The sequence below is a fragment of the Actinomadura sp. 9N407 genome (assembly GCF_044326315.1).
GTDB lineage: Bacteria > Actinomycetota > Actinomycetes > Streptosporangiales > Streptosporangiaceae > Spirillospora.
The window spans coordinates 1-18,296 of sequence record NZ_JBIRAW010000008.1 but is presented as its reverse complement, the minus strand read 5'-3'; the positions used below and the strand labels follow the sequence as shown (position 1 = coordinate 18,296).

Genomic DNA, 18,296 nt, shown 5'->3' with positions numbered 1-18,296 from the left:
GCACCACCCGCCCGCGACTGCGAACACGCCACGAGTCAACCGGGAGGGTCGGCGGCTAGGTCTGATTCGGCTTGCAGGGTCGCTTGGGCTTCGGGGTCGCGGAGCAGGGCCTCTACCAGGAGGCGGTCCGGCCAGCGGTCGGCGGCCCAGGCAAGGCCGCGCGCCAGCCCGGGCGGGCCGTCCGCGTGGATCCGGCCGTCGGCGCCGTACCACCAGGGCACGGGACGGCCGTCCACGATGAGCTCCTCGTGCGCCGTGTAGGTCGCGGGGGCGTCCGGCAGTACGGCTCGTACGGCACCGGGCACCGGGCGGCTCTCCCCTGACGACTCGATCGCGCCCGCCACCTCCTCGCTCACCAGCGGCAGGTCGAGCAGCTCGGCCAGCCGGGCGGCGCGGCCGCCGGAGGCGATGACCAGCGGCTGCCCTGCCAGCAGCGGCAGCGCGTCGGGACGGTCGAGGACGAGCGCGTCGGCGGCGTCGGCCACCTCGACCTCGCCGTCCACGATCGCGCGCACGCGCTCGGGCGGCTCCATCGCGTCCTCGTCGTCCAGGGCGGGCGTGTCGGCGAGCGCCGTCCACAGCCGGCTCAGATGCGTGCGGGAGACCGTACGGGACGGGTCGGCCAGGCGTTCCAGCAGCTCATGGGCCCCGCCGGGCTCGGCGAGCAGCGCCGCCAGCGATGTCCGGACGCCGAGGGCGAGGAGCAGCTCCTCGTCCTTGGGGGCGTCGGACGGTACGGCGTCGTACAGGCCGGAAAGAAGATCGTCGTCGCTGCCGAGGCGGAACTCGCCGGGCGTGCGGCCGTCGAACAGCGGATGCCCGCCCAGCCACCAGGCCGTGTACGAGGGGACCGCCACCCGGCGGCCGTCTGCGAGCATCAGGTGCGCGGGCTGGACGATCACGCCCCGCCAGGGCGACCCGGCCAGCAGGCGCAGCGCGGCGCCCCAGTCCTCGACCAGCTCCAGGTCGCGTACGGCATGGAACTCCGGCACCAGCGGCGGCAGTTCCTGCTGCGGGAGCCGGGCCAGGACGTCGTCGGCCCACTGGTCCTCGTCGTCGAGATCGAGGGAGTCGGCGCCATCGGCCACGGCCGACAGGTTGACGTCCTCGGCCTGGACGAGCGCGAAGCCGTCCAGGACACCGGCCGCCACCAGCGGCTCGGTCCCCCAGCGGTCGACGACCTCGTCGGCGACGACCCCGAACGGCGCGTCCTCCGCCATGAGATCGCGCAGCGGGCTGCCGGGCAGCAGCAGCTCACCGGCGGCGTACAGCTCGCCGTCGGCGCCGGGCAGCGCCAGCTCGGCCAGCCAGGGCCGCTCGCCCGGATCGAGCCGGGCCGCCGCGACCAGGCCGAGCACGGCCGCCGCGACCTCGTCGGGGTCGTCGGCGTCGTAGGAGCCGTCGACGGCGGCGCGCACGGCCGGATCGGCCAGCACCTCGTGCGGCCCCGCCTCGACGGCACCGAGCCGCTGGAGCAGCGTATGCACGGCCTCGGGGTGGACGAAGCGCAGGCCCAAGGCGTCCAGCTGGGACGGCTCGACGCCATCCGCCGCGATGAGGAGGCCGCGCGGGCCCCGTACGACCCGGTCGCCGCCCGCCAGCGGCACGGGCAGCGCGCCGAGCGCGTCGGTGGAGGCGCCGGTGAGCGACTCGTACAGGCGGCGCCACCACGCGGGCGGACGTTCCAGGCCGGCGAGCGCGTCGACGACATCGGCCAGCTCCATGCGCCGTACGCCGAGGGCGTTGAGTGCCTGGTGTCGTACGGGCCAGCCCACCGGCAGGAGCCCGGGCAGGACTTCGGCGAGCAGCTCGATCAACGCGGGCGGGCCGTCGACGGCCACCGCGTCGCGCCCCCGGACTCTCGCGTCCGAGTCTTCGGCGAGGGGCAGCAGCGGGGTGTCGGGCAGGCTCGCGAGGACGGCGCGGCGGATGTGCGCGTCCAGCTCACCGGCGGCCACGGGGCCGGGGACCAGGTCGAGCAGGCGCGGGGAGACCGGCAGCTCGCGCAGCAGCGCGACATAGGAATCGGCGGCGCGCTCGACGAGGAAGTCCGTGAGCGGCCCCGGGGCGACGTGGCGGCGGTCGGGGGCCAGCGGGAACGAGGCGATCAGCAGCGCGGGCAGGCCGAGCCGCTCGTCGCTGGGCGTCGGGGCGTGCACGACGGCGGGCAAACCCTCGGGAAGGCGCCCTTCCTCGGGAAGGGCCCAGCGGATCTGCCAGCCCGGCCTGGCCCGTTCCTCGGTGGGCCGGTCGGCCAGCAGCTCGACCGGGGTCGGGCCGTGCGCCTCGGCCGTACGCCAGCGGACGCCGTCGATCACCACGGCACCGGGCTCGGCCGTCTCGGCGGTCAGCGTCCGGACGATCGTCCCGCCGATCTCGATCTCGACGGCTTCGAGTGCGGGCAGAGCGAGCAGCAGCGCGGGCCCGGCCTGGTCGAGCTGGGCCCGTACGGACGCGGCGGCGGCCTCGTCACGCAGCGGGAGCCGTACGAGGGTGTCGAAACCCTCGGGGATCGCGGCGGCGTCCTCAGGCGACGCAGTGGCGAAGGGCAGGCGGAGGAGGGGGACCTGGCCGTTGCGGCGCTCCAGCTCTCCGGCCAGCTCCGCGATCCCGGCCACCAGCTCGCGGGCGCGGGAGAGCGACCATTGGACGCCGGTGGCGGCCGAGGCGATGGACGGGTCGTCGCTGACGGCCACGACGGCCGCGAACCCGACACCGAACCGCCCGACCGCGCCCGCCTCGTCGCGCTTGGCGGAGGCGCGGAGCGTGGACAGCCCCTCGACACCGGCGGCGTCGAGCGGTGCCCCCGTGTTGGCGGCGGTCAGCACGACCGGCACGCCGTCGTTGAGAGAGTCGTCGTCGGATTCGGTCAGGGACAGCCGCAGCCGGCCCGGGACGCCCGCGCGCACGGCGGCGTCGGCGGCGTTCTGGGCCAGCTCGATGACGACGCGGTCGCGGTAGCCGCCGAGGGCGTGGTCCTCCTCGGCGTTGGCGTCCTCGCGGAACCGCGCCGGAGACTCCGCCCAGGCGCGCAGCACCCGCTCCCGGATCCGCCCCGTACCGAACGGGTCGGCACCGAACGGGTCGGCGGCACCGGGCCGGCCGGCGCCGGAGTCGTCGCCGCCGGGCTCGTCGGCACCGGCGAAATCAGTGTGCGTGATCTTCGTCACGTCGGCGATCAGCTGTGTCCCAGCGCCTCTTCGGCCTCGGTGTCGCGGAGCGATCCGAGCGGGATGATGTCGAAGTCGAGCTCGTCGATCACCGGCGGCCCGTGCTCGGACGCGGCCGGGATCACCACCGCCTCCGAGTGCGCCCCGCAGCCGTGGTCGGCCGAGACGGCGCGGCCGTCGTCGGGCGCGTACTCGTTGGCGCAGACACCGAACACCTGGCGCAGCTCGCCTGCCAGCGGAACGAAGAAACCGCAGGTGGAGCACTGTGCCGGAGCGGAGGTCGCGATCGGCGCGCGCGGGCCGGCGATCCCGTCGTACCAGCGCATGGCGGTCTCGGAACGGCCCTCCCGAGACAGCACCCGGGGGCGGCCGAGGCCCAGCTCCCAGCTCGTCTCGCGGTCGAGCGCGTCGTCGACCTCGGTGTAGCCGGGGGCCAGCCGGACGTCGTCGGCGGGGGTCGGCAGCAGGTCGCCGGGGCCGAGGTCGCCGGGGCGCAGCCGCTCCAGCCAGGGCACCCACTCGGGCGCCAGCAGCGCGTCGTCGCCGGGGAGCAGCACGCACTCGTCGACGGTCACCAGCTTGGCGCGCGACGCGCGCGCCACGGTGACCGCCCAGCTCCAGCCCCGGTAGCCCGGGTCGAGGCACCCGAAATAGTGCGTGACCACCCGGTCTCCCTCGGCCCGCAGGCCGAGGTGCTCGCCGACGGGATGCGGCTTCGCCGTCTCCTCTGCCGCCTCCCTGGCCAGGTCGACCGCACCCGCGCAGGCGGGGTCGATGGCGGGGGGACGGGTGCGGCGCGCGGGCCCCGTGGTGGTACCCCCCGTGGTGGTCTGCGCGGCGGTGGAACGCGCGGTGCTGGGCTGACGGAGTGGGCTCACACTCCAATTCTCGCCCATGGATCGGCATGGCCGTGCACACCACCCGCCGCTTTCGCCCGTCAGGTCCCGCGAACGGGCGAGTGAGGGAAGGCCGCGCGCGGGAACGTACCCCTGGAAAGCGGGGGGAGGGAGGCGGCCGGATGGGAGTACGGGCAGGCGCCCAAGCGGTCGGCCGAGCCGTGCGCACCGTCGCGGGCGGCGCGTCCGGGGCCGCCCGCGCCACCGGCCGGGCCGCCCGCCGCGCGGGCGGATTCAGCCGGCGCGCCACCCACGCCGGCGACGCGGGACGCAGCGGCCTCGGCACCCTGATCGAGACCTCGGCGATGAACTCGGTCGGCGACGCGCTGGTCACGGTGGCGCTGGCCGGGACGCTGTTCTTCGGCCTGGACGTCGAGCAGGCGCGCGGCCAGGTGGCGCTCTACCTCCTGGTGACGATGGCGCCCTTCGCGCTGGTCGCGCCGCTGATCGGGCCGGGCCTGGACCGGATGCGGCACGCCCGCAGGTACGCGATCGCCGGGACGTTCGCGGCGCGCGGCCTGCTGTGCTGGGGGATGGCGGGCGCCGTCCTGCACGGCGATCAGGTCACGTTCCTGCCCGCCGCGTTCGGCGTCCTGGTGCTGTCCAAGGCGTTCGGGGTGCTGCGGGCGGCGGTGACGCCCCGGGTCCTGCCCGGCGAGATCACGCTGGTGACGGCGAACGCGCGGACGGCGTTCGCCGGGCTCATCGCCGCCTCGGTCACCGTCCCGATCGGCGCCGGCCTCGCCACGGTCATCGGCGCCGACTGGGTGCTGCGGCTGGCGATGGTGACGTTCCTGGCGGGCGCGGTGTTCACCATGCGCCTGCCCGGTCACGCCGACGTTCCCGCGGACGCCGAGATCGGGCCGGACGCCGAGGTGGCGCCGGACGCGGACGCCACAGAGGGCGGAGAACACACGGAAGGGCCTGTGCGGGCCCGTAGGCGCCGCTGGGCGCTGCCGAGCCTCGGTCCCGCGGTGGCGGAGGCCATGCAGGCGAACGCGGCGCTGCGCGCGTTCTCGGGCTTCCTGATCCTGTATCTCGCGTTCCTGCTGCGCGAGGAACCGTTCGAGCCCGTCTCCAGCAATGTCGCCCTCGCCCTGCTGGCCGCCGCCGCAGGCGCCGGAGGCTTGGCGGGCACCGCGCTCGGCGCCTGGATGAAGGCGCGGGCGCCCAGCGCGATCGTGCTGGGCACGCTCGCGTTCGTCACCGCCGCCGCCGCGGCCGCCGCGATCCTGTTCGGGCTGTGGACGGCGCTCGGGGTGGCCGCCGCGGCCGGTCTCGGCCAGTCCCTGGGCAAGCTGTCGATGGACGCGGTCGTCCAGCGGGAGATCGGCGAGGAGGTGCGGTCCTCCACGTTCGCGGTCTCGGAGACCCTGCACCAGCTCGTCTGGGTGCTCGGCGGGCTGCTCGGCCTCGGCCTGTCGATCGTCGCGGACGGCCGGGTCGCGATGGCCGCCGTCGCGGCGGCGCTGGCGCTGGTCCTGGTCGTCCTGCCGGTCCGCCGTGCCCGCGCGTCCCACGCGGGCCGGAAGGACCACCGTCCCCGGCCCGGCGGCCCACCGGACGGCCCGATCAGGGATGCAGGTCGTCGGCGACCGCGCGCAGTACGGTAGCGATCTTCTTGGCCTCGGCGGGGGACGGATGCTTGTCCCGGCGGTAGGTGTTGGAGATCACGTCCAGCAGCTTGATCAGGTCCTCGGTGATCATGACCATCTCGTCGGGCTTCTTGCGGCGCGCCTTGGCCACCGACTTCTCCACCGACGGCAGCGTCTCCAGGACCTGCACCGACAGCGCCTGCTGCCCGCGCCGCCCCTCGACCACGCCGAACTCCACGCGCTGCCCCGGCTTGAGGCCCGCCACCGCGCCGGGCAGCGCCGAGGAGTGCACGAAGACCTCACCGCCGTCATCACGGGTGAGGAAGCCGAATCCCTTGTCGGCGTCGTACCACTTGACCTTGCCAGTGGGCACGGGGAGACCTCGTTAGCTCTCGTCCTGAATTGGGGTAAAGATTAGTGCCTCGGGGCCCAGAAGTTACCGGCGCGGGGCCTTCGCGGCACCCGAATATCCACCGGAACGGGCCCCCTCCGCAAGATCAAGCGCAAAGCCCTCCAGCCACTCCGGGAAGGCGAGCAGATCGGGCAGCACCACGTCCGCTCCGTACGCGCTCAGGGCCTGGGCATCGAACGGGCCGGTGGCCACGCTCACGGCCGTCACCGCGGCGGCCCGGGCGGCGTCGACGTCGCCGGTGTGGTCGCCGACGTACGCGCGCACACCGTGCAGGCGCAGCGCGGCACCCTTCTCCGAGCCGAACAGTCCGCCCACGACCTCGTCCACCGCCAGCCCCAGGAACCGCACGGTGCCTTCGGTGTCGACCTGGTTCTTGCCGGACACCACGACCACACGGGCGCCGTGCTCGCGTACGGCCGCCAGAGCCGCAGCGGCCCCGGGCATCGGAACGGTCGCGGGGATGGCGATGCCCGCGTACAGCGCGCGGAAGCGTTCGACCATGGCCGGGACCTCGGTGGCGGGGAACCAGTAGGCCAGCTCGATCTCCAGCGGTACCCCGATCCGGGTCACCACGGCGGCGGTGTCGATCGGCACGCCGGTCTCGGCGGTGAGCGCCGCGTACACGGCACTGATCGCCGCCCGGGTGTCGGCGAGCGTCAGATCAAGGTCGAATCCGATCGCGGGACGCCCGGCCCCCTCGGGACCGGGTCCGGCGAATCGCGTGGCGTCTGGCTCCAGCACGTTCCACAGGGTAAAGGGAAGGGTATGGCGGTTCTGCCACGCGAGCGGGAGGGGCGCCCGGTGATCCCCGGGCGCACGCACACCCGCGCTCCCCCGGTAGTGGCGATGCGACGGGATCCGAGTAGGAGAGCGCGGGAGTCTTGTGCGCGAACGCTGTGCGATGGTCTCGCTGCCAGCTGTGGGATCAGAACTGGAATGTCCTGCCGCCTGGCACCTGCGTTCCTTGATCCCGATATACCCGGGCCCGCCGCCACGAACCTTGCGACCAGGGAAAACACAAGGATGGAATGCGCCACGACGCGTCAAAGCAGCACACTGGCACCAGCCCCCCGCACCACGCCCCGTACATCGCCCGTCCCGGAGAGAGAGGGCGCCATGGCCGACGAACGCGTAGCCCCCGACAAGCCGCCCGCGCAGCAGACCGCCACGACCGGCATGACCGGCACGACCACCGAGCCCGGTGGCACCTCGCACCACCGCGCGTCCCGGATGCCGCGGTTCGCCACGGACGCGCGCAAGCGCGTGGCCCGCGTGCTGGCCACGATCGTCTCCGTGCTCACCACGGTCGTCGTGGCGGTGCTCGCGGTGCACATCGTGTTCGTGGCGTTCGAGGCCAACACCGCCAACGAGCTGGTCAGGACGGTGGCCGGCTGGGCCGGGGACCTCGCCTGGCAGTTCCGGGACGTGTTCCAGCCCGCCGACCACAAGCTCGAGGTGGCGGTGAACTACGGGCTGGCCGCGCTGGTCTACCTGATCATCGGCCGGATCGTGGTGGGACTGATCCGCCGGCTCGCCTGACTGGCCCGCTTCCCCGGACGCGGTGGACGCCCCCGGGCGCTCAGTCGCGCCCGGGGAAGCGCACGGTCTCGAACGGCCACGCGGTCACGGCCCACTCCCGGACGAACTCCTCCAGCTCCTTCTCCACGCTGGAGTCCTCCTCGTCGGCGCGTACCCAGAACACCACGACGGCGTCGGCCCCGGGCGCGTCCGAGGGGGCGACATGGATGCGGCCGAGCTGGCGCTCCTCGTCGGGGGTGATCACCACGTAGCTGAACGAGCGCCGCAGCTGGCCCTCCTTCTGCAGCCAGGCGACATCGATCAGGGCCTGCTCGAACGTGAACTCGCGGTCCGGCCATCCCCACTCCGGCCCGAAGCGGCCCGCCAGCCGGTCCAGGCTGCCCATCACGGCGCCGTAGTCCTTCACGACGTCGTGCACGGTGATGGGGCGGATCCGGAAGCGCGGCCCGGCGACGAGAGTGGGGACGACGAAGCTGTCCGGCAGGAAGGCGCCACGGCACCCCTCATGCGGCGATACGAACATCGTCGACCCTTCCGGCGACGCCCCCTCCGGCGACAGGGGCGCGGAGGAATGAACTTTAGTCCCCCGCCGCCGGGTGCGAGACGCATCACGAATTCGGGCGTGCCGGGACCGGCGGCCCGGTAGGCCCGCCGAACATGCCTTAGTGTTCTTGCGGAGGAACACACCACATGACGCCATCCACACGCGAGCGGATCGTGAGCGAATCGCTTCGGCTGTTCGCCGACCGCGGCTACGCCGCGACCTCGGTCGCGGAGATCGAGGCCGCCGCCGGGCTCTCGCCCGGCGCCGGGGGCCTGTACCGCCACTTCCGCTCCAAGGAAGAGGTGCTCGCCTCCGCCATCCGCGAGCACATCGAACGCACCCGGCGGCAGGTCAGCGAGGTGCTCCAGCACGCCACCGCCTTCGAGGACCGGCCACTGGAGGTCCGGCTGCGGATGACCTGCCAGGTCGGCCTGGCCAAGATGCGCGAGGAGCAGGACCTGATCAGGGTGCTGTTCCGCGATCTCGACCAGTTCCCGCACCTGGTGGCCGAGATGCGCGAGGGGATCGTCAACCCGCTGTACGACGGCATCGCCCTGTGGCTCGGCCGGCAGCCGGAGTTCGAGGGCATCGACGAGGACTGGCCGACGATCGCCGCCATCCTCGGCGGCGCGGTGGTCAACTACTGGCTGGCCAACGAGTCGATGTACGAGCCGCCCTCGCGCATCGACGAGGAGCGGTTCGTCGCGGGCTGGGCCCGGCTCGGCCTCGGCCTGCTCCATCTGGACCGGACGCCCGCCACCTGAACCGGCGCTCCGTGCCGGATCGGCCGCCGGTCGGTTCGGGGGTGGGCCACCGACCGATTCGCCGGTTGGCCGCCGGTCGATTTGCCGGCCGGTTCGCCGGTCATACAGGTGGATTCAAGTGGTTACCGCCCGCATTCATAGCCCACCTCGCATCGGGTACCTCTACGGACTCCTACGCTGATGGGTGCGCGTGCTGGAACACACGCGCTCGCTCTTGAGGTTGGGAGAGGGATGGAAACGTTCGCGGACTGGCTGCGCGCACGCGATGACGAGGCGTTGCGCGCGCTGCTGTCCGCGCGTCCGGAACTGGTCAGCCCGGTCCCGGCCGACCTGACCGCCCTCGCCGCCCGCGCCTCGACCCCGGCCACCGTCTCCCGTGCCCTGGACCGGCTCGACCGCTTCTCCTTGGCCGTACTGGAGGCCCTGCTCGTCCTGCCGCGCCCGCTGGCGCCCGGCGCCCTGGCCGAGGCCATGGGGACGGCCGCCGGCGAGGTGGCCCGTTCCGTCGAACGGCTCCGCCGGTACGCGCTGGTCTGGGGGGACGACACCGACAACGTCGCCCCCGGCGTCCGGCAAGGACTGCCGCATCCGGCCGGTCTGGGCCCGCCCGTCCAGGAGGCCTTCGCCGGCTACCCCCTCGACCGGCTCACCACGCTGATCATCGACCTGGACGGCCGGGAGCCGCGCGGCTTCCCCGACTCCGGCCGCTTCCTGGAACGCCTCGCCGCCGTACTGTCGGCTCCCGAGTCCCTGATCGAGGACGCGGGCCCGGAGGCCAGGACCGCTCTGGAGCAGCTCGCCTGGGGCCCTCCCGTGGGCCGGGTGGCCGATGCCAGGCGCCCCGTACGGGTGGCCACCGCCACGACTCCCATCGAACGCCTGCTGGCCCGCGGCCTGCTGGCCGCCGAGGACGACCGCACCGTCACCCTCCCCCGCGAAGTGGCCCTCCACCTGCGCAAAGGCCGTCTCTTCCGGAACGTGGGCCCGCAGCCGCCCGCCCTGACCGGCCGCGCCCTCACGCCCGGCCGATCCGCCGTGGCCTCCGGCTCCGCCTCCGGCTCGCGGAGCGGTGCGGCGGATGATCTGGCCGTACGGACCGCAGCCGGTGAGGCGTTCACCGCCGTACGGCTCACCGAGGAGCTGCTGGAACGCTGGGGGACCGACCCGCCGCCCGTACTGCGCAGCGGCGGCCTGGCGGTACGCGAGCTGCGCGGGACGGCCACGCTTCTGGAGGTCGAGGAGTGGCACGCGGCGCTGCTGGCCGAGGTGGCCTACGCCGCCGGCCTGCTGACCCGCAGCGGCGACCTGGACGGCGAGTGGCTGCCCACGCCCGCGTACGACCTGTGGCTCATGCGCGACACCGCCGGACGCTGGACCGAGCTCGCCCGGGGCTGGCTGAAGACCGACCGGGCCCCCGGCCTGGCCGGGGGCCGCGACGACCGCGACCGGCTGATCAACGCGCTCAGCGAGGCGGTCGTGCGCACCAGCGCGCCCCCCACCCGCGCCGCGATCCTGCGGGTCCTCGCCGACGCCGACCCCGGCTTGGCGGCGGACGCCGAGGCGATCACGACCCGGCTGGCTTGGCTGCACCCGCGCCGCGCCGGGCCGCTGCGCGACCGGCTGGTCGGCTGGACGCTGCGGGAGGCGGCGGTGCTGGGCATCACCGGGTTCGGGCAGCTGGTTCCGTACGCCCGGGACCTGCTGGAGGGCGGCGATCCCGAGCCGGCCCTGGAGAAGTACCTGCCCGAGCCGGTGGACCGGATCCTCATCCAGGCCGACCTGACCGCGATCGCGCCCGGTCCGCTGGTCACCGAGCTGGCCCGGGAGCTGTCGCTGGCCGCCGAGGTCGAGTCGACCGGCGGCGCGACCGTGTACCGCTTCACGCCCACCTCCGTCCGGCGGGCCCTGGACGCGGGCCGTACCGCCGGGGAGCTGGCCCAGCTGCTGGCCCGGCACTCGGCGACCCCGCTGCCGCAGCCGCTCACGTACCTGATCGAGGACGTGGCGCGCCGGCACGGGCATCTGCGGGTGGGCGCCCTGTCCTCCTACGTCCGCTCCGACTCGCCCGCGACGCTCGACGAGATCCTCGCCGACCGGCGCTCGGACGCGCTGCGGCTGCACCGGCTCGCACCGAGCGTGCTGGCCTCCGGGCTGGAACGGGCCGAGCTGCTGGCCGCGCTGCGCGCGATGGGCCTGGCCCCCGTCGCCGAGGCGCCCGGCGGCGGCATCATCGTGACCAGGCCCGACGTGCTGCGCGCCGATCCGCCGCCGACCGCCGAAATCATGCGGGTCCGGGTCGGCACCGAGCAGGCCGACGCCTCGATGATCTCCGCGGCGGTACGGGCGCTGCGGGCCGGGGACGAGGCCGCCCGGCACGGCGCCGAACACGCCCGGCTGCGCGCCGGCGCCCCGGCCGGGGATCCGCCCCGTTCCCCCGCCGCCGCCACGGTCGACCGGCTGCGCGCCGCCGTGGAGCAGGGGATCCGGGTCTGGATCGGCTACCTGGACCAGCAGGGCGGCTCGTCCAGCCGCATCGTGGAGCCGGTACGGGTCGAGGGCGGCTTCCTGACCGGGTACGACGCCACCCGCGCCGCCGTCCAGCGGTTCGCCCTGCACCGCATCACCGGCGTCGCCGAGCTCGATGACGAAGAGAAGCCGTCCTGAGCGCCGGTGGCCCGAGCACCCCGAGCCCCCGGGACGAAACCGTGGCTATTCCGTATGACCCGGGCATGAACCTACGGATAGCCTGCTCAGTCAAATGTCAGTACACCGGTCGGGTACCCGGTGGCTTCCGAACACTTCGTGGAGGTGGCCGATGAGCGGGTACGGAGGAGATCCGTCCGGCTGGAACGACCCGTACGGCCAAGCGCAGGGCCAGGGATGGGACACCGCCGGCCAGTACGGGCAGCAAGGGGCCTACGGGCAGCAGGGCTACGGCTACGGGCCGCCCGGCGTCCCCAACACCGGCGGCCAGACCCAGGGATCCACCATCGCCGCGCTGGTCTGCAACAGCGTCGCCGTCGCGATGTGCTGCAACGTCTTCACGATCCCCGGCATCGTGACCTCCGCCATGGCGATGAGCCGCAGCAAGACCGATCCCCGGTCCGCCCGCACGCTGACCATCTGGAGCTGGGCGATCTTCGCCGTGGCGCTGGTCCTGCAGGTCGCGTTCGTCGCCGTGATGATCGTGATCGACGTCAACTCCCCCGACGACTACTCCGGTTACTGATACCGAGGGACTACTCCGGTTACTGATCCCGAGGGAAGAGTGCGGCGGTCCGCGCCGTTGTAGGGAGAGCGCCTCAGCGGCGTCCCGCCGGATCCCCTCACCTCGGGTAACCTGCACCACCTGGCGCCGGAACCGCTGTACGGGCCATCCACCGCCGATCTCCTGATGGGGGCTGCCTGCCGTGTCCGACGGACCGCTGATCGTCCAGTCCGACAAGACCCTGCTGCTGGAGGTCGACCACGTCCTGGCCGACGAATGCCGCAAGGAGATCGCGCCGTTCGCCGAACTCGAACGCGCGCCCGAGCACATCCACACGTACCGGGTCACCCCGCTCGCGCTCTGGAACGCCCGCGCCGCCGGCCACGACGCCGAGCAGGTCGTCGACACGCTGCTGAAGTTCTCCCGCTACCCCGTCCCGCACGCCCTGCTGGTCGACGTGGCCGACACGATGGCGCGGTACGGGCGGCTGCGGCTGGAGAAGGACCCCACGCACGGGCTCGTCATGCACTCCACCGACCGCTCGGTCCTGGAGGAGGTCCTGCGCGCCCGCAAGATCAAGGGCATGCTCGGCGAGCGGATCGGCGACGACGCCGTCGCCGTCCACCCCAGCGAGCGCGGCGCCCTCAAGCAGGCCCTGCTCAAGATCGGCTGGCCCGCCGAGGACATGGCCGGCTACGTGGACGGCGAGGCCCACGCCATCGAGCTCGCCGAGGACGGCTGGACGCTCCGCCCGTACCAGCAGGACGCCGCCGACGCGTTCTGGTACGGCGGCTCCGGCGTGGTCGTCCTCCCCTGCGGGGCCGGCAAGACCATCGTCGGCGCCGCCGCGATGGCCAAGGCCGGGGCGACCACGCTGATCCTGGTCACCAACACGGTCTCCGCGCACCAGTGGAAGCAGGAACTCCTCAAGCGGACCTCCCTCACCGAGGACGAGATCGGCGAGTACTCCGGCGGCAAGAAGGAGATCCGGCCGGTCACCATCGCGACGTACCAGATCATGACGACGCGGCGGAAGGGCGCCTACGCGCACCTGGAGGTCTTCGACGCCCGCGACTGGGGCCTGGTCATCTACGACGAGGTCCACCTGCTGCCCGCGCCGATCTTCCGGATGACCGCCGACCTGCAGGCCCGCCGCCGGCTCGGCCTCACCGCGACCCTCGTCCGCGAGGACGACCGCGAGGGCGACGTGTTCTCCCTGATCGGCCCCAAGCGGTACGACGCCCCCTGGAAGGACATGGAGTCCCAGGGCTGGATCGCCCCCGCCGACTGCGTCGAGGTCCGCGTCACCCTCACCGACTCCGAACGCCTCGCCTACGCGACCGCCGAACCCGAAGAGCGCTACCGCTTCTGCGCCACCACCGACACCAAGACCCGCCTCGTCCAGGCCCTGGTCGACCGGCACCGCGGCGAGCAGACCCTCGTCATCGGCCAGTACATCGACCAGCTCGACGAGCTGGGCGAACTGCTGGACGCCCCCGTCATCAAGGGCGAGACCCGGGTCAAGGAACGCGAGCGCCTGTACGACGCGTTCCGTACCGGTGAGATCAGCGTCCTGGTGGTCTCCAAGGTCGCCAACTTCTCGATCGACCTCCCCGAGGCCTCGGTCGCCGTCCAGGTGTCCGGCGCGTACGGCTCCCGCCAGGAAGAGGCCCAGCGTCTCGGCCGGCTCCTGCGTCCGAAGACCTCAGGCCAGGGAGCCCGCTTCTACGCCGTCGTCGCACGCGACACCCTCGACCAGGACTACGCCGCCCACCGCCAGCGCTTCCTCGCCGAGCAGGGCTACGCGTACCGCATCGTCGACGCCGACGCGGTCCTCACCGGCGAAGAGATCTAACCGCGTTCATTGCCTTCGCGAGCCGCGCTCCTCGCTAGCGCTCGTCGCTTGTCGCGAATGCGGCGAGCGCTGGCATCGCTCCGCGATCAGCCTGGGGTCTCGCCTTCGGCTTTGATCCCAGGCCGGCCTTCGGACGCGCTCGCAACGCCTGAGGTCCGCACGGGCCGAGCAGGCGGGCTGAGGTCCGTCCGCGAGCAAGATCCGCAGATTCTGCGCGCTTCCAAGTCCGGGTTTCATTAGGAACGTTCTCTTCCTGATGGGCTTCTACTGTTCAGGCATGGCAACCGCGGCCGGTCGGTCGCGGGGCACCTGACCTGGGGAGATCCCGTGATTCATTTCCCGTACGAGGGACGAGCGCGGAGGCATCACATGAGAACGAAGAGGAGCGGTCGCACGCCGGCGATCCTGGCCGTGGCGGTCGCACTCCTGGCCGGGACGGTCATTGCCGGAACGGTCACTCCGGCCTCCGCGGAACGGACGCCCGACTCCAGATGGGTGGGCGCGTGGGCGACCGCCGTCCAGCAGCCCTACGCCGAGACCTTCGAGGGGCCGACCTGGGCGGAGAAAGGCTTCGCCGGAGAGTCGGTGCGGCAGGTCATCCGGGTCTCCACTGGAGGAACGAGACTCCGCGTCCGCCTTTCCAACCTGTACGGCACAACGCCCCTGAAGATCACCGGTGCGACCATCGGAAAGGCAGGGGAAGGGGCTTCGGTACGTCCCGGCACGCTGCTCCCCCTGCGATTCCACCGGTCGGCCTCAACACATATCGCGCCGGGCCGTGAAATGGTCAGCGACGCGGTCCCGATGAAGTCCGCGCCGCTGGAACGGCTGACCGTGACCCTCTACTTCGCCCAGCCCACAGGGCCGGCCACATTCCACGCCTTCGCCAAGACCACCGCTTACCGGGCCTCCGGCGATCAGCGGTTCGACCAGGGCGGCGCATTCCCCACGAGTGCGCAGGACACGAGCCGTTCCTGGTACTTCCTGACCGGAGTGGAGGTGACCGGCGGACGGCAGCGCGGTGCGGTGGTGACCTTCGGAGACTCCATCACGGACGGCGCCTCCTCGACCATGGACGCCGACAACCGCTACCCCGACCAGCTGGCCGAACGCCTCGCCGCGGAGGGACGGCCCATGGGCGTCCTCAACACCGGCATCGCCGCCAACAAGATGCTCAGCCCGACCACGTGCGGTGGGCCGGCGGCGCTGGCACGCTTCACCCGTGACGCCCTCGACCGGCCGGGCGTACGCGCCGTCGTGGTCCTGCTCGGCGTCAACGACATCCTCGCGACCAGATGCGACGCGTTCTTCAACCCATGTGAGGCCGTCGAAGACCCGGTGAGCGCCGCCCAGCTCATCGACGCGTACCGCAAGCTCGTCCGAGCCGCCCACGCTCGCGATATCAAGGTCATCGGAGTACCCGTCACCCCGTTCAAGGGATTCCCGGGGTGGTGCCTGACGCCTCGCGAGGACACCCGCGCCGAGCTCGATCAGTGGATCAGAACGAGCGGCGAGCTCGACGGCGTCGCCGACCCGGAACGCGCCCTGCTCGATCCGGACCCGCACCAGAACGGCCATCTGCGAGACCCTGAATACAACGCCGGCGACGGCCTGCACCCCAATGACGCCGGCCTCAACGTCATCGCCGATGCCGTCGCCGACGCGCTGGGCCGGATGTAGCCGCTGTTCCGGTTCACCGATTGGAAAAGGCCCCGCCAGGTCGATGGCGGGGCCTTTTCCTGTCGTCCGTCACCTTTGCCCAGCGAACGCGGACGAGGTTCTCAGCGGGGCGTGACGAGGTTCTTCAGCGGGCGTAGGCGAGGCCGTCCAGGCCGATCAGGGGACGGCCGGAGGTCCCGGCCACCACGACCTTGACGGTGTGCTTCCCGCTGCCCGACCAGACCTTCCTCCAGATCAGCTGCCGGTAGAGGGTCTTGGCCGAGTAGGTGTTGAGCAGGCCGATCTTCTTGCCGTCCACGTAGACGTACACGCCGCCGAGGTTGGACGCGGTCTTGAAGATCAGCCCCACCTGGCGGCAGGTGCAGGTGAAGGTCGCGCTGGCGCCCCTCGTGCCGCTGTAGAGGCCCGCGCCGCCGAGGTACGACTTCGTTCCCGACTTCTTCCACCCGCTGCTGCGCTTGGCGGAGAACTCCGAGACGAGGTAGGCGCTGCGGGACACGGACCCGGTCCCGACGTTGCCCAGGATGTCCGTCGCGTTCAGGTTCCAGGTCCATGTCCGCGCGGGCTTGGCCCTGCCGACCCACTGCGTCGTGCTGGGCGGAAAGGTCCTGACCGCCGGTGATGTGGCCCCGATCGACTTCAGCGGGCTGGCGTCCGTGGCCTTCCACTTGATGAAGATCGGAACACTGCCGAGCTCGGTGGTTCCGCGGTTGAAGTACATCTCCGGAGGCGTACTGAACACGGGCTTGGTCGTGTCGGCGACGACCGTGAAAACCGGAGACTCCGCGATCGCACCGCCGACGGTGGCCCGCAGCTTGACGGCGTGGGTGCCCTGCGCGAGCGTCAGCGTGGCGCTGGAGGCTCCGGCCGCCGGCTTGGCCGCCACGACCCCGTTCACCAGGACCTCGTACGTCGCCGACTCCTCCGGCTGCCACCCCACGGTGGCCGTGGTCCTGGTGTAGTAGCGGCCACCGACGAGTTCCGCCCCGGTCACCGTGGCGGCGAGCGCGGGCGAGGTGACCTCCTTGGCCGCGGCACGGATGGCGCCCAGCTTCGCGAACAGCTGCTCACCCGGGCAGGCGGTGGCGAATCCGTCACGGTGCCCGGAGATGGTGTTGAGCTGGACCTCCTGGCCGTACGGGTACTTCCCGCCCGTCCCGTTGGGCGCCGCCGATGTCAGGACGGTCTTCGCCGCTGGATCGACACCGGACAGGCCCAGCTTCCATGCCGCGACCTTCGCGACGGCGTCCAGCGAGGCCTGGGACGGCGCGACACCGGGGGTACTGGCATCGTTCGCCGCCGTGTACGTCCCCAGAACGGTGATGCCGGTGGTGTCGGTATTGAAGCCGTAGGTGTGCGCGCCGTGCACCGCACGGTCGGCGCCGCCCGCACGGCCTTCGTAGACGGTGCCGCACTTGTCGACCAGGAAGTTGTAGCCGATGTCGTCCCAGCCCTGGCCCTGCACGTGGTACAGGAAGACGGAGCGGACCACGGACGGCGCCTCGGCGCACGTGTAGGAGTTGCCCGTCGCGCTGTGGTGGACGAACGCGGCCTTGACCGTCGTGTCGTACGTCGGCGGAGCCTTCACCAATGACTCGTCCGCGGCCCATCCGGCACGCGAGACCATCGCCGGCTTGGGTGCGGTCACCGCGCTCATCTTCAGGCGCGGCTTCTCGGTCGCCCCGCCGGGCGTCGTGGACGGCGCTGGCGACGCGGGCGCGCTCGTGGACGGTGCCGGGCTGGCGGAGGCGGAAGGGGTGGACTCCGTTGGGGACGCGGTCGCACCAGGCGTCTCGGCCGGAGTGGTCCCGGGACTCGGGCTCGCGATGGGCTCCGCGGCGGCGGCCAAGCGCGCGTTCCCGCCCGCCTCACCGGTCTCACCGGCGGCGCGTGGGCCTGACGAGTCTCCGACCGTCGTCGTGGTGCTCGTGCCCGGGTCGACCAGCTCGACCCGGAGGCCGGCGGGCAACGTCTTCCCCATCCCGGTCACCCGGACCTCGACCCCGTTGGACGGGCCCACCCACAGCCCGCTGGTGCCACCACGCCGCCGCTCGGCGGAGGCCTCACGGGAGTCCGGGACATCAACGGCTTCCGGCTCAATGGACCGCCAGGCCGACCAACCGCCGGACTTCGCACCGCGAGAGCGCAATTTGACCGTGCCGCGCAATTCCGAACGCGGCTTCTCCCACGTCACGCCGATAAGGCTGAAGGGAGCCGTAGTGGTGGCGGGCAGGCCCAGGACCTTCTTGCCGGCGGGAGCGCCAGGCAGGTCACGCAGGGCGTGATTAACGACCTTCCCGGGCGGCGGAGGCTTTGCCGCTGCAGGTTCGACCGACGAATCGCCACCGACCGCGTACGTAACCGCACCCGCAGTGACCAGGGCGGTCACCGTTATGGACGCGACAAGCCTCTTGCGCCTGTCCATGTTTCTCCGTTCACGCACCCGGTCCGATGACGAAATCACCAGATCTCAGGACGTTACAGGAATACCACTGCCAGGGGAATAAGAAAGGCCCCGCCATTTCTGGCGGGGCCTTTCCCTTAATATATGTCCGGCGGTGTCCTACTCTCCCACACAGTCTCCCATGCAGTACCATCGGCGCTGAAGGGCTTAACTTCCGGGTTCGGGATGG

At 72.3% G+C, this 18,296-nt stretch carries 13 protein-coding genes and 1 rRNA gene; 7 read left to right on the top strand and 7 right to left on the bottom strand.

Features of this window, described 5'->3' with window-relative positions:
- Positions 1 to 35: 35 nt before the first annotated feature.
- Together ACH34Q_RS14360 and ACH34Q_RS14355 are read right to left on the bottom strand one after the other, a co-directional pair.
- Positions 36 to 3,050 (bottom strand): sacsin N-terminal ATP-binding-like domain-containing protein, encoded by a 3,015-nt coding sequence (locus ACH34Q_RS14360; RefSeq protein ID WP_395983703.1) that lies wholly within the window; start codon positions 3,048 to 3,050, stop codon positions 36 to 38.
- A 128-nt stretch (positions 3,051 to 3,178) separates the two neighbouring features.
- On the bottom strand, positions 3,179 to 3,946 hold the full coding sequence (locus tag ACH34Q_RS14355; protein WP_395983702.1) for a DUF3027 domain-containing protein: 768 nt from the start codon (positions 3,944 to 3,946) through the stop codon (positions 3,179 to 3,181).
- 242 nt (positions 3,947 to 4,188) lie between these two features.
- On the opposite strand from ACH34Q_RS14355, the gene ACH34Q_RS14350 reads away from it, so the two are divergent.
- Positions 4,189 to 5,679, top strand: a complete 1,491-nt coding sequence (locus ACH34Q_RS14350) for an MFS transporter (RefSeq protein WP_395983385.1) — start codon at positions 4,189 to 4,191, stop codon at positions 5,677 to 5,679.
- Here the strand turns inward: ACH34Q_RS14350 and ACH34Q_RS14345 are convergent.
- Together ACH34Q_RS14345 and ACH34Q_RS14340 are read right to left on the bottom strand one after the other, a co-directional pair.
- The gene (locus ACH34Q_RS14345) at positions 5,639 to 6,034 is read right to left on the bottom strand and encodes a cold-shock protein (RefSeq protein WP_395983384.1); all 396 of its coding nucleotides are present in this window, start codon (positions 6,032 to 6,034) and stop codon (positions 5,639 to 5,641) included. The genes ACH34Q_RS14350 and ACH34Q_RS14345 overlap by 41 nt on opposite strands.
- 63 nt (positions 6,035 to 6,097) lie before the next feature.
- Complete coding sequence (locus ACH34Q_RS14340) at positions 6,098 to 6,814, bottom strand: HAD family hydrolase (RefSeq protein WP_395983383.1); 717 nt, start codon at positions 6,812 to 6,814, stop codon at positions 6,098 to 6,100.
- A 375-nt stretch (positions 6,815 to 7,189) separates the two neighbouring features.
- Here ACH34Q_RS14340 and ACH34Q_RS14335 point away from each other — a divergent pair, with 375 nt between their 5' ends.
- Entirely contained in the window at positions 7,190 to 7,612 is a 423-nt protein-coding gene (locus ACH34Q_RS14335) for a hypothetical protein (protein WP_395983382.1), read from the top strand.
- A gap of 40 nt (positions 7,613 to 7,652) precedes the next feature.
- Here ACH34Q_RS14335 and ACH34Q_RS14330 read toward each other — a convergent pair whose 3' ends face one another.
- The gene (locus ACH34Q_RS14330) at positions 7,653 to 8,135 is read right to left on the bottom strand and encodes a GNAT family N-acetyltransferase (RefSeq protein WP_395983381.1); all 483 of its coding nucleotides are present in this window, start codon (positions 8,133 to 8,135) and stop codon (positions 7,653 to 7,655) included.
- Positions 8,136 to 8,302: 167 nt separating this feature from the next.
- Here ACH34Q_RS14330 and ACH34Q_RS14325 point away from each other — a divergent pair, with 167 nt between their 5' ends.
- From ACH34Q_RS14325 to ACH34Q_RS14305, 5 genes are all read left to right on the top strand, one after another.
- A complete protein-coding gene (locus ACH34Q_RS14325) occupies positions 8,303 to 8,920 on the top strand; it encodes a TetR/AcrR family transcriptional regulator (protein ID WP_395983380.1) in 618 nt (205 codons plus the stop codon).
- A 231-nt stretch (positions 8,921 to 9,151) separates the two neighbouring features.
- Positions 9,152 to 11,584 carry a helicase-associated domain-containing protein gene (locus ACH34Q_RS14320; protein WP_395983379.1) on the top strand — a complete coding sequence of 811 codons (2,433 nt, stop codon included), beginning with the start codon at positions 9,152 to 9,154 and terminating at the stop codon, positions 11,582 to 11,584.
- A 151-nt stretch (positions 11,585 to 11,735) separates the two neighbouring features.
- Positions 11,736 to 12,149 (top strand): hypothetical protein, encoded by a 414-nt coding sequence (locus ACH34Q_RS14315; protein WP_395983378.1) that lies wholly within the window; start codon positions 11,736 to 11,738, stop codon positions 12,147 to 12,149.
- A gap of 181 nt (positions 12,150 to 12,330) precedes the next feature.
- The gene (locus ACH34Q_RS14310; protein WP_395983377.1) at positions 12,331 to 13,983 is read left to right on the top strand and encodes a DNA repair helicase XPB; all 1,653 of its coding nucleotides are present in this window, start codon (positions 12,331 to 12,333) and stop codon (positions 13,981 to 13,983) included.
- 369 nt (positions 13,984 to 14,352) lie between these two features.
- Positions 14,353 to 15,663 carry a GDSL-type esterase/lipase family protein gene (locus ACH34Q_RS14305; RefSeq protein WP_395983376.1) on the top strand — a complete coding sequence of 437 codons (1,311 nt, stop codon included), beginning with the start codon at positions 14,353 to 14,355 and terminating at the stop codon, positions 15,661 to 15,663.
- A 124-nt stretch (positions 15,664 to 15,787) separates the two neighbouring features.
- Here ACH34Q_RS14305 and ACH34Q_RS14300 read toward each other — a convergent pair whose 3' ends face one another.
- Both ACH34Q_RS14300 and rrf read right to left on the bottom strand, forming a co-directional pair.
- On the bottom strand, positions 15,788 to 17,644 hold the full coding sequence (locus ACH34Q_RS14300; RefSeq protein ID WP_395983375.1) for a peptidoglycan recognition protein: 1,857 nt from the start codon (positions 17,642 to 17,644) through the stop codon (positions 15,788 to 15,790).
- A gap of 569 nt (positions 17,645 to 18,213) precedes the next feature.
- Positions 18,214 to 18,296, bottom strand: a 5S ribosomal RNA gene (rrf, locus tag ACH34Q_RS14295); the annotation flags it as partial.

Bases quoted from the DNA above. Each gene is read 5' to 3' on its own strand.
- ACH34Q_RS14350 (WP_395983385.1), top strand. From the start codon at position 4,189: ATGGGAGTACGGGCAGGCGCCCAAGCGGTCGGCCGAGCCGTGCGCACC.
- ACH34Q_RS14335 (WP_395983382.1), top strand. From the start codon at position 7,190: ATGGCCGACGAACGCGTAGCCCCCGACAAGCCGCCCGCGCAGCAGACC.
- ACH34Q_RS14330 (WP_395983381.1), bottom strand. From the start codon at position 8,135: ATGTTCGTATCGCCGCATGAGGGGTGCCGTGGCGCCTTCCTGCCGGAC.
- ACH34Q_RS14325 (WP_395983380.1), top strand. From the start codon at position 8,303: ATGACGCCATCCACACGCGAGCGGATCGTGAGCGAATCGCTTCGGCTG.
- ACH34Q_RS14320 (WP_395983379.1), top strand. From the start codon at position 9,152: ATGGAAACGTTCGCGGACTGGCTGCGCGCACGCGATGACGAGGCGTTG.
- ACH34Q_RS14315 (WP_395983378.1), top strand. From the start codon at position 11,736: ATGAGCGGGTACGGAGGAGATCCGTCCGGCTGGAACGACCCGTACGGC.
- ACH34Q_RS14305 (WP_395983376.1), top strand. From the start codon at position 14,353: ATGAGAACGAAGAGGAGCGGTCGCACGCCGGCGATCCTGGCCGTGGCG.
- ACH34Q_RS14300 (WP_395983375.1), bottom strand. From the start codon at position 17,644: ATGGGGAAGACGTTGCCCGCCGGCCTCCGGGTCGAGCTGGTCGACCCG.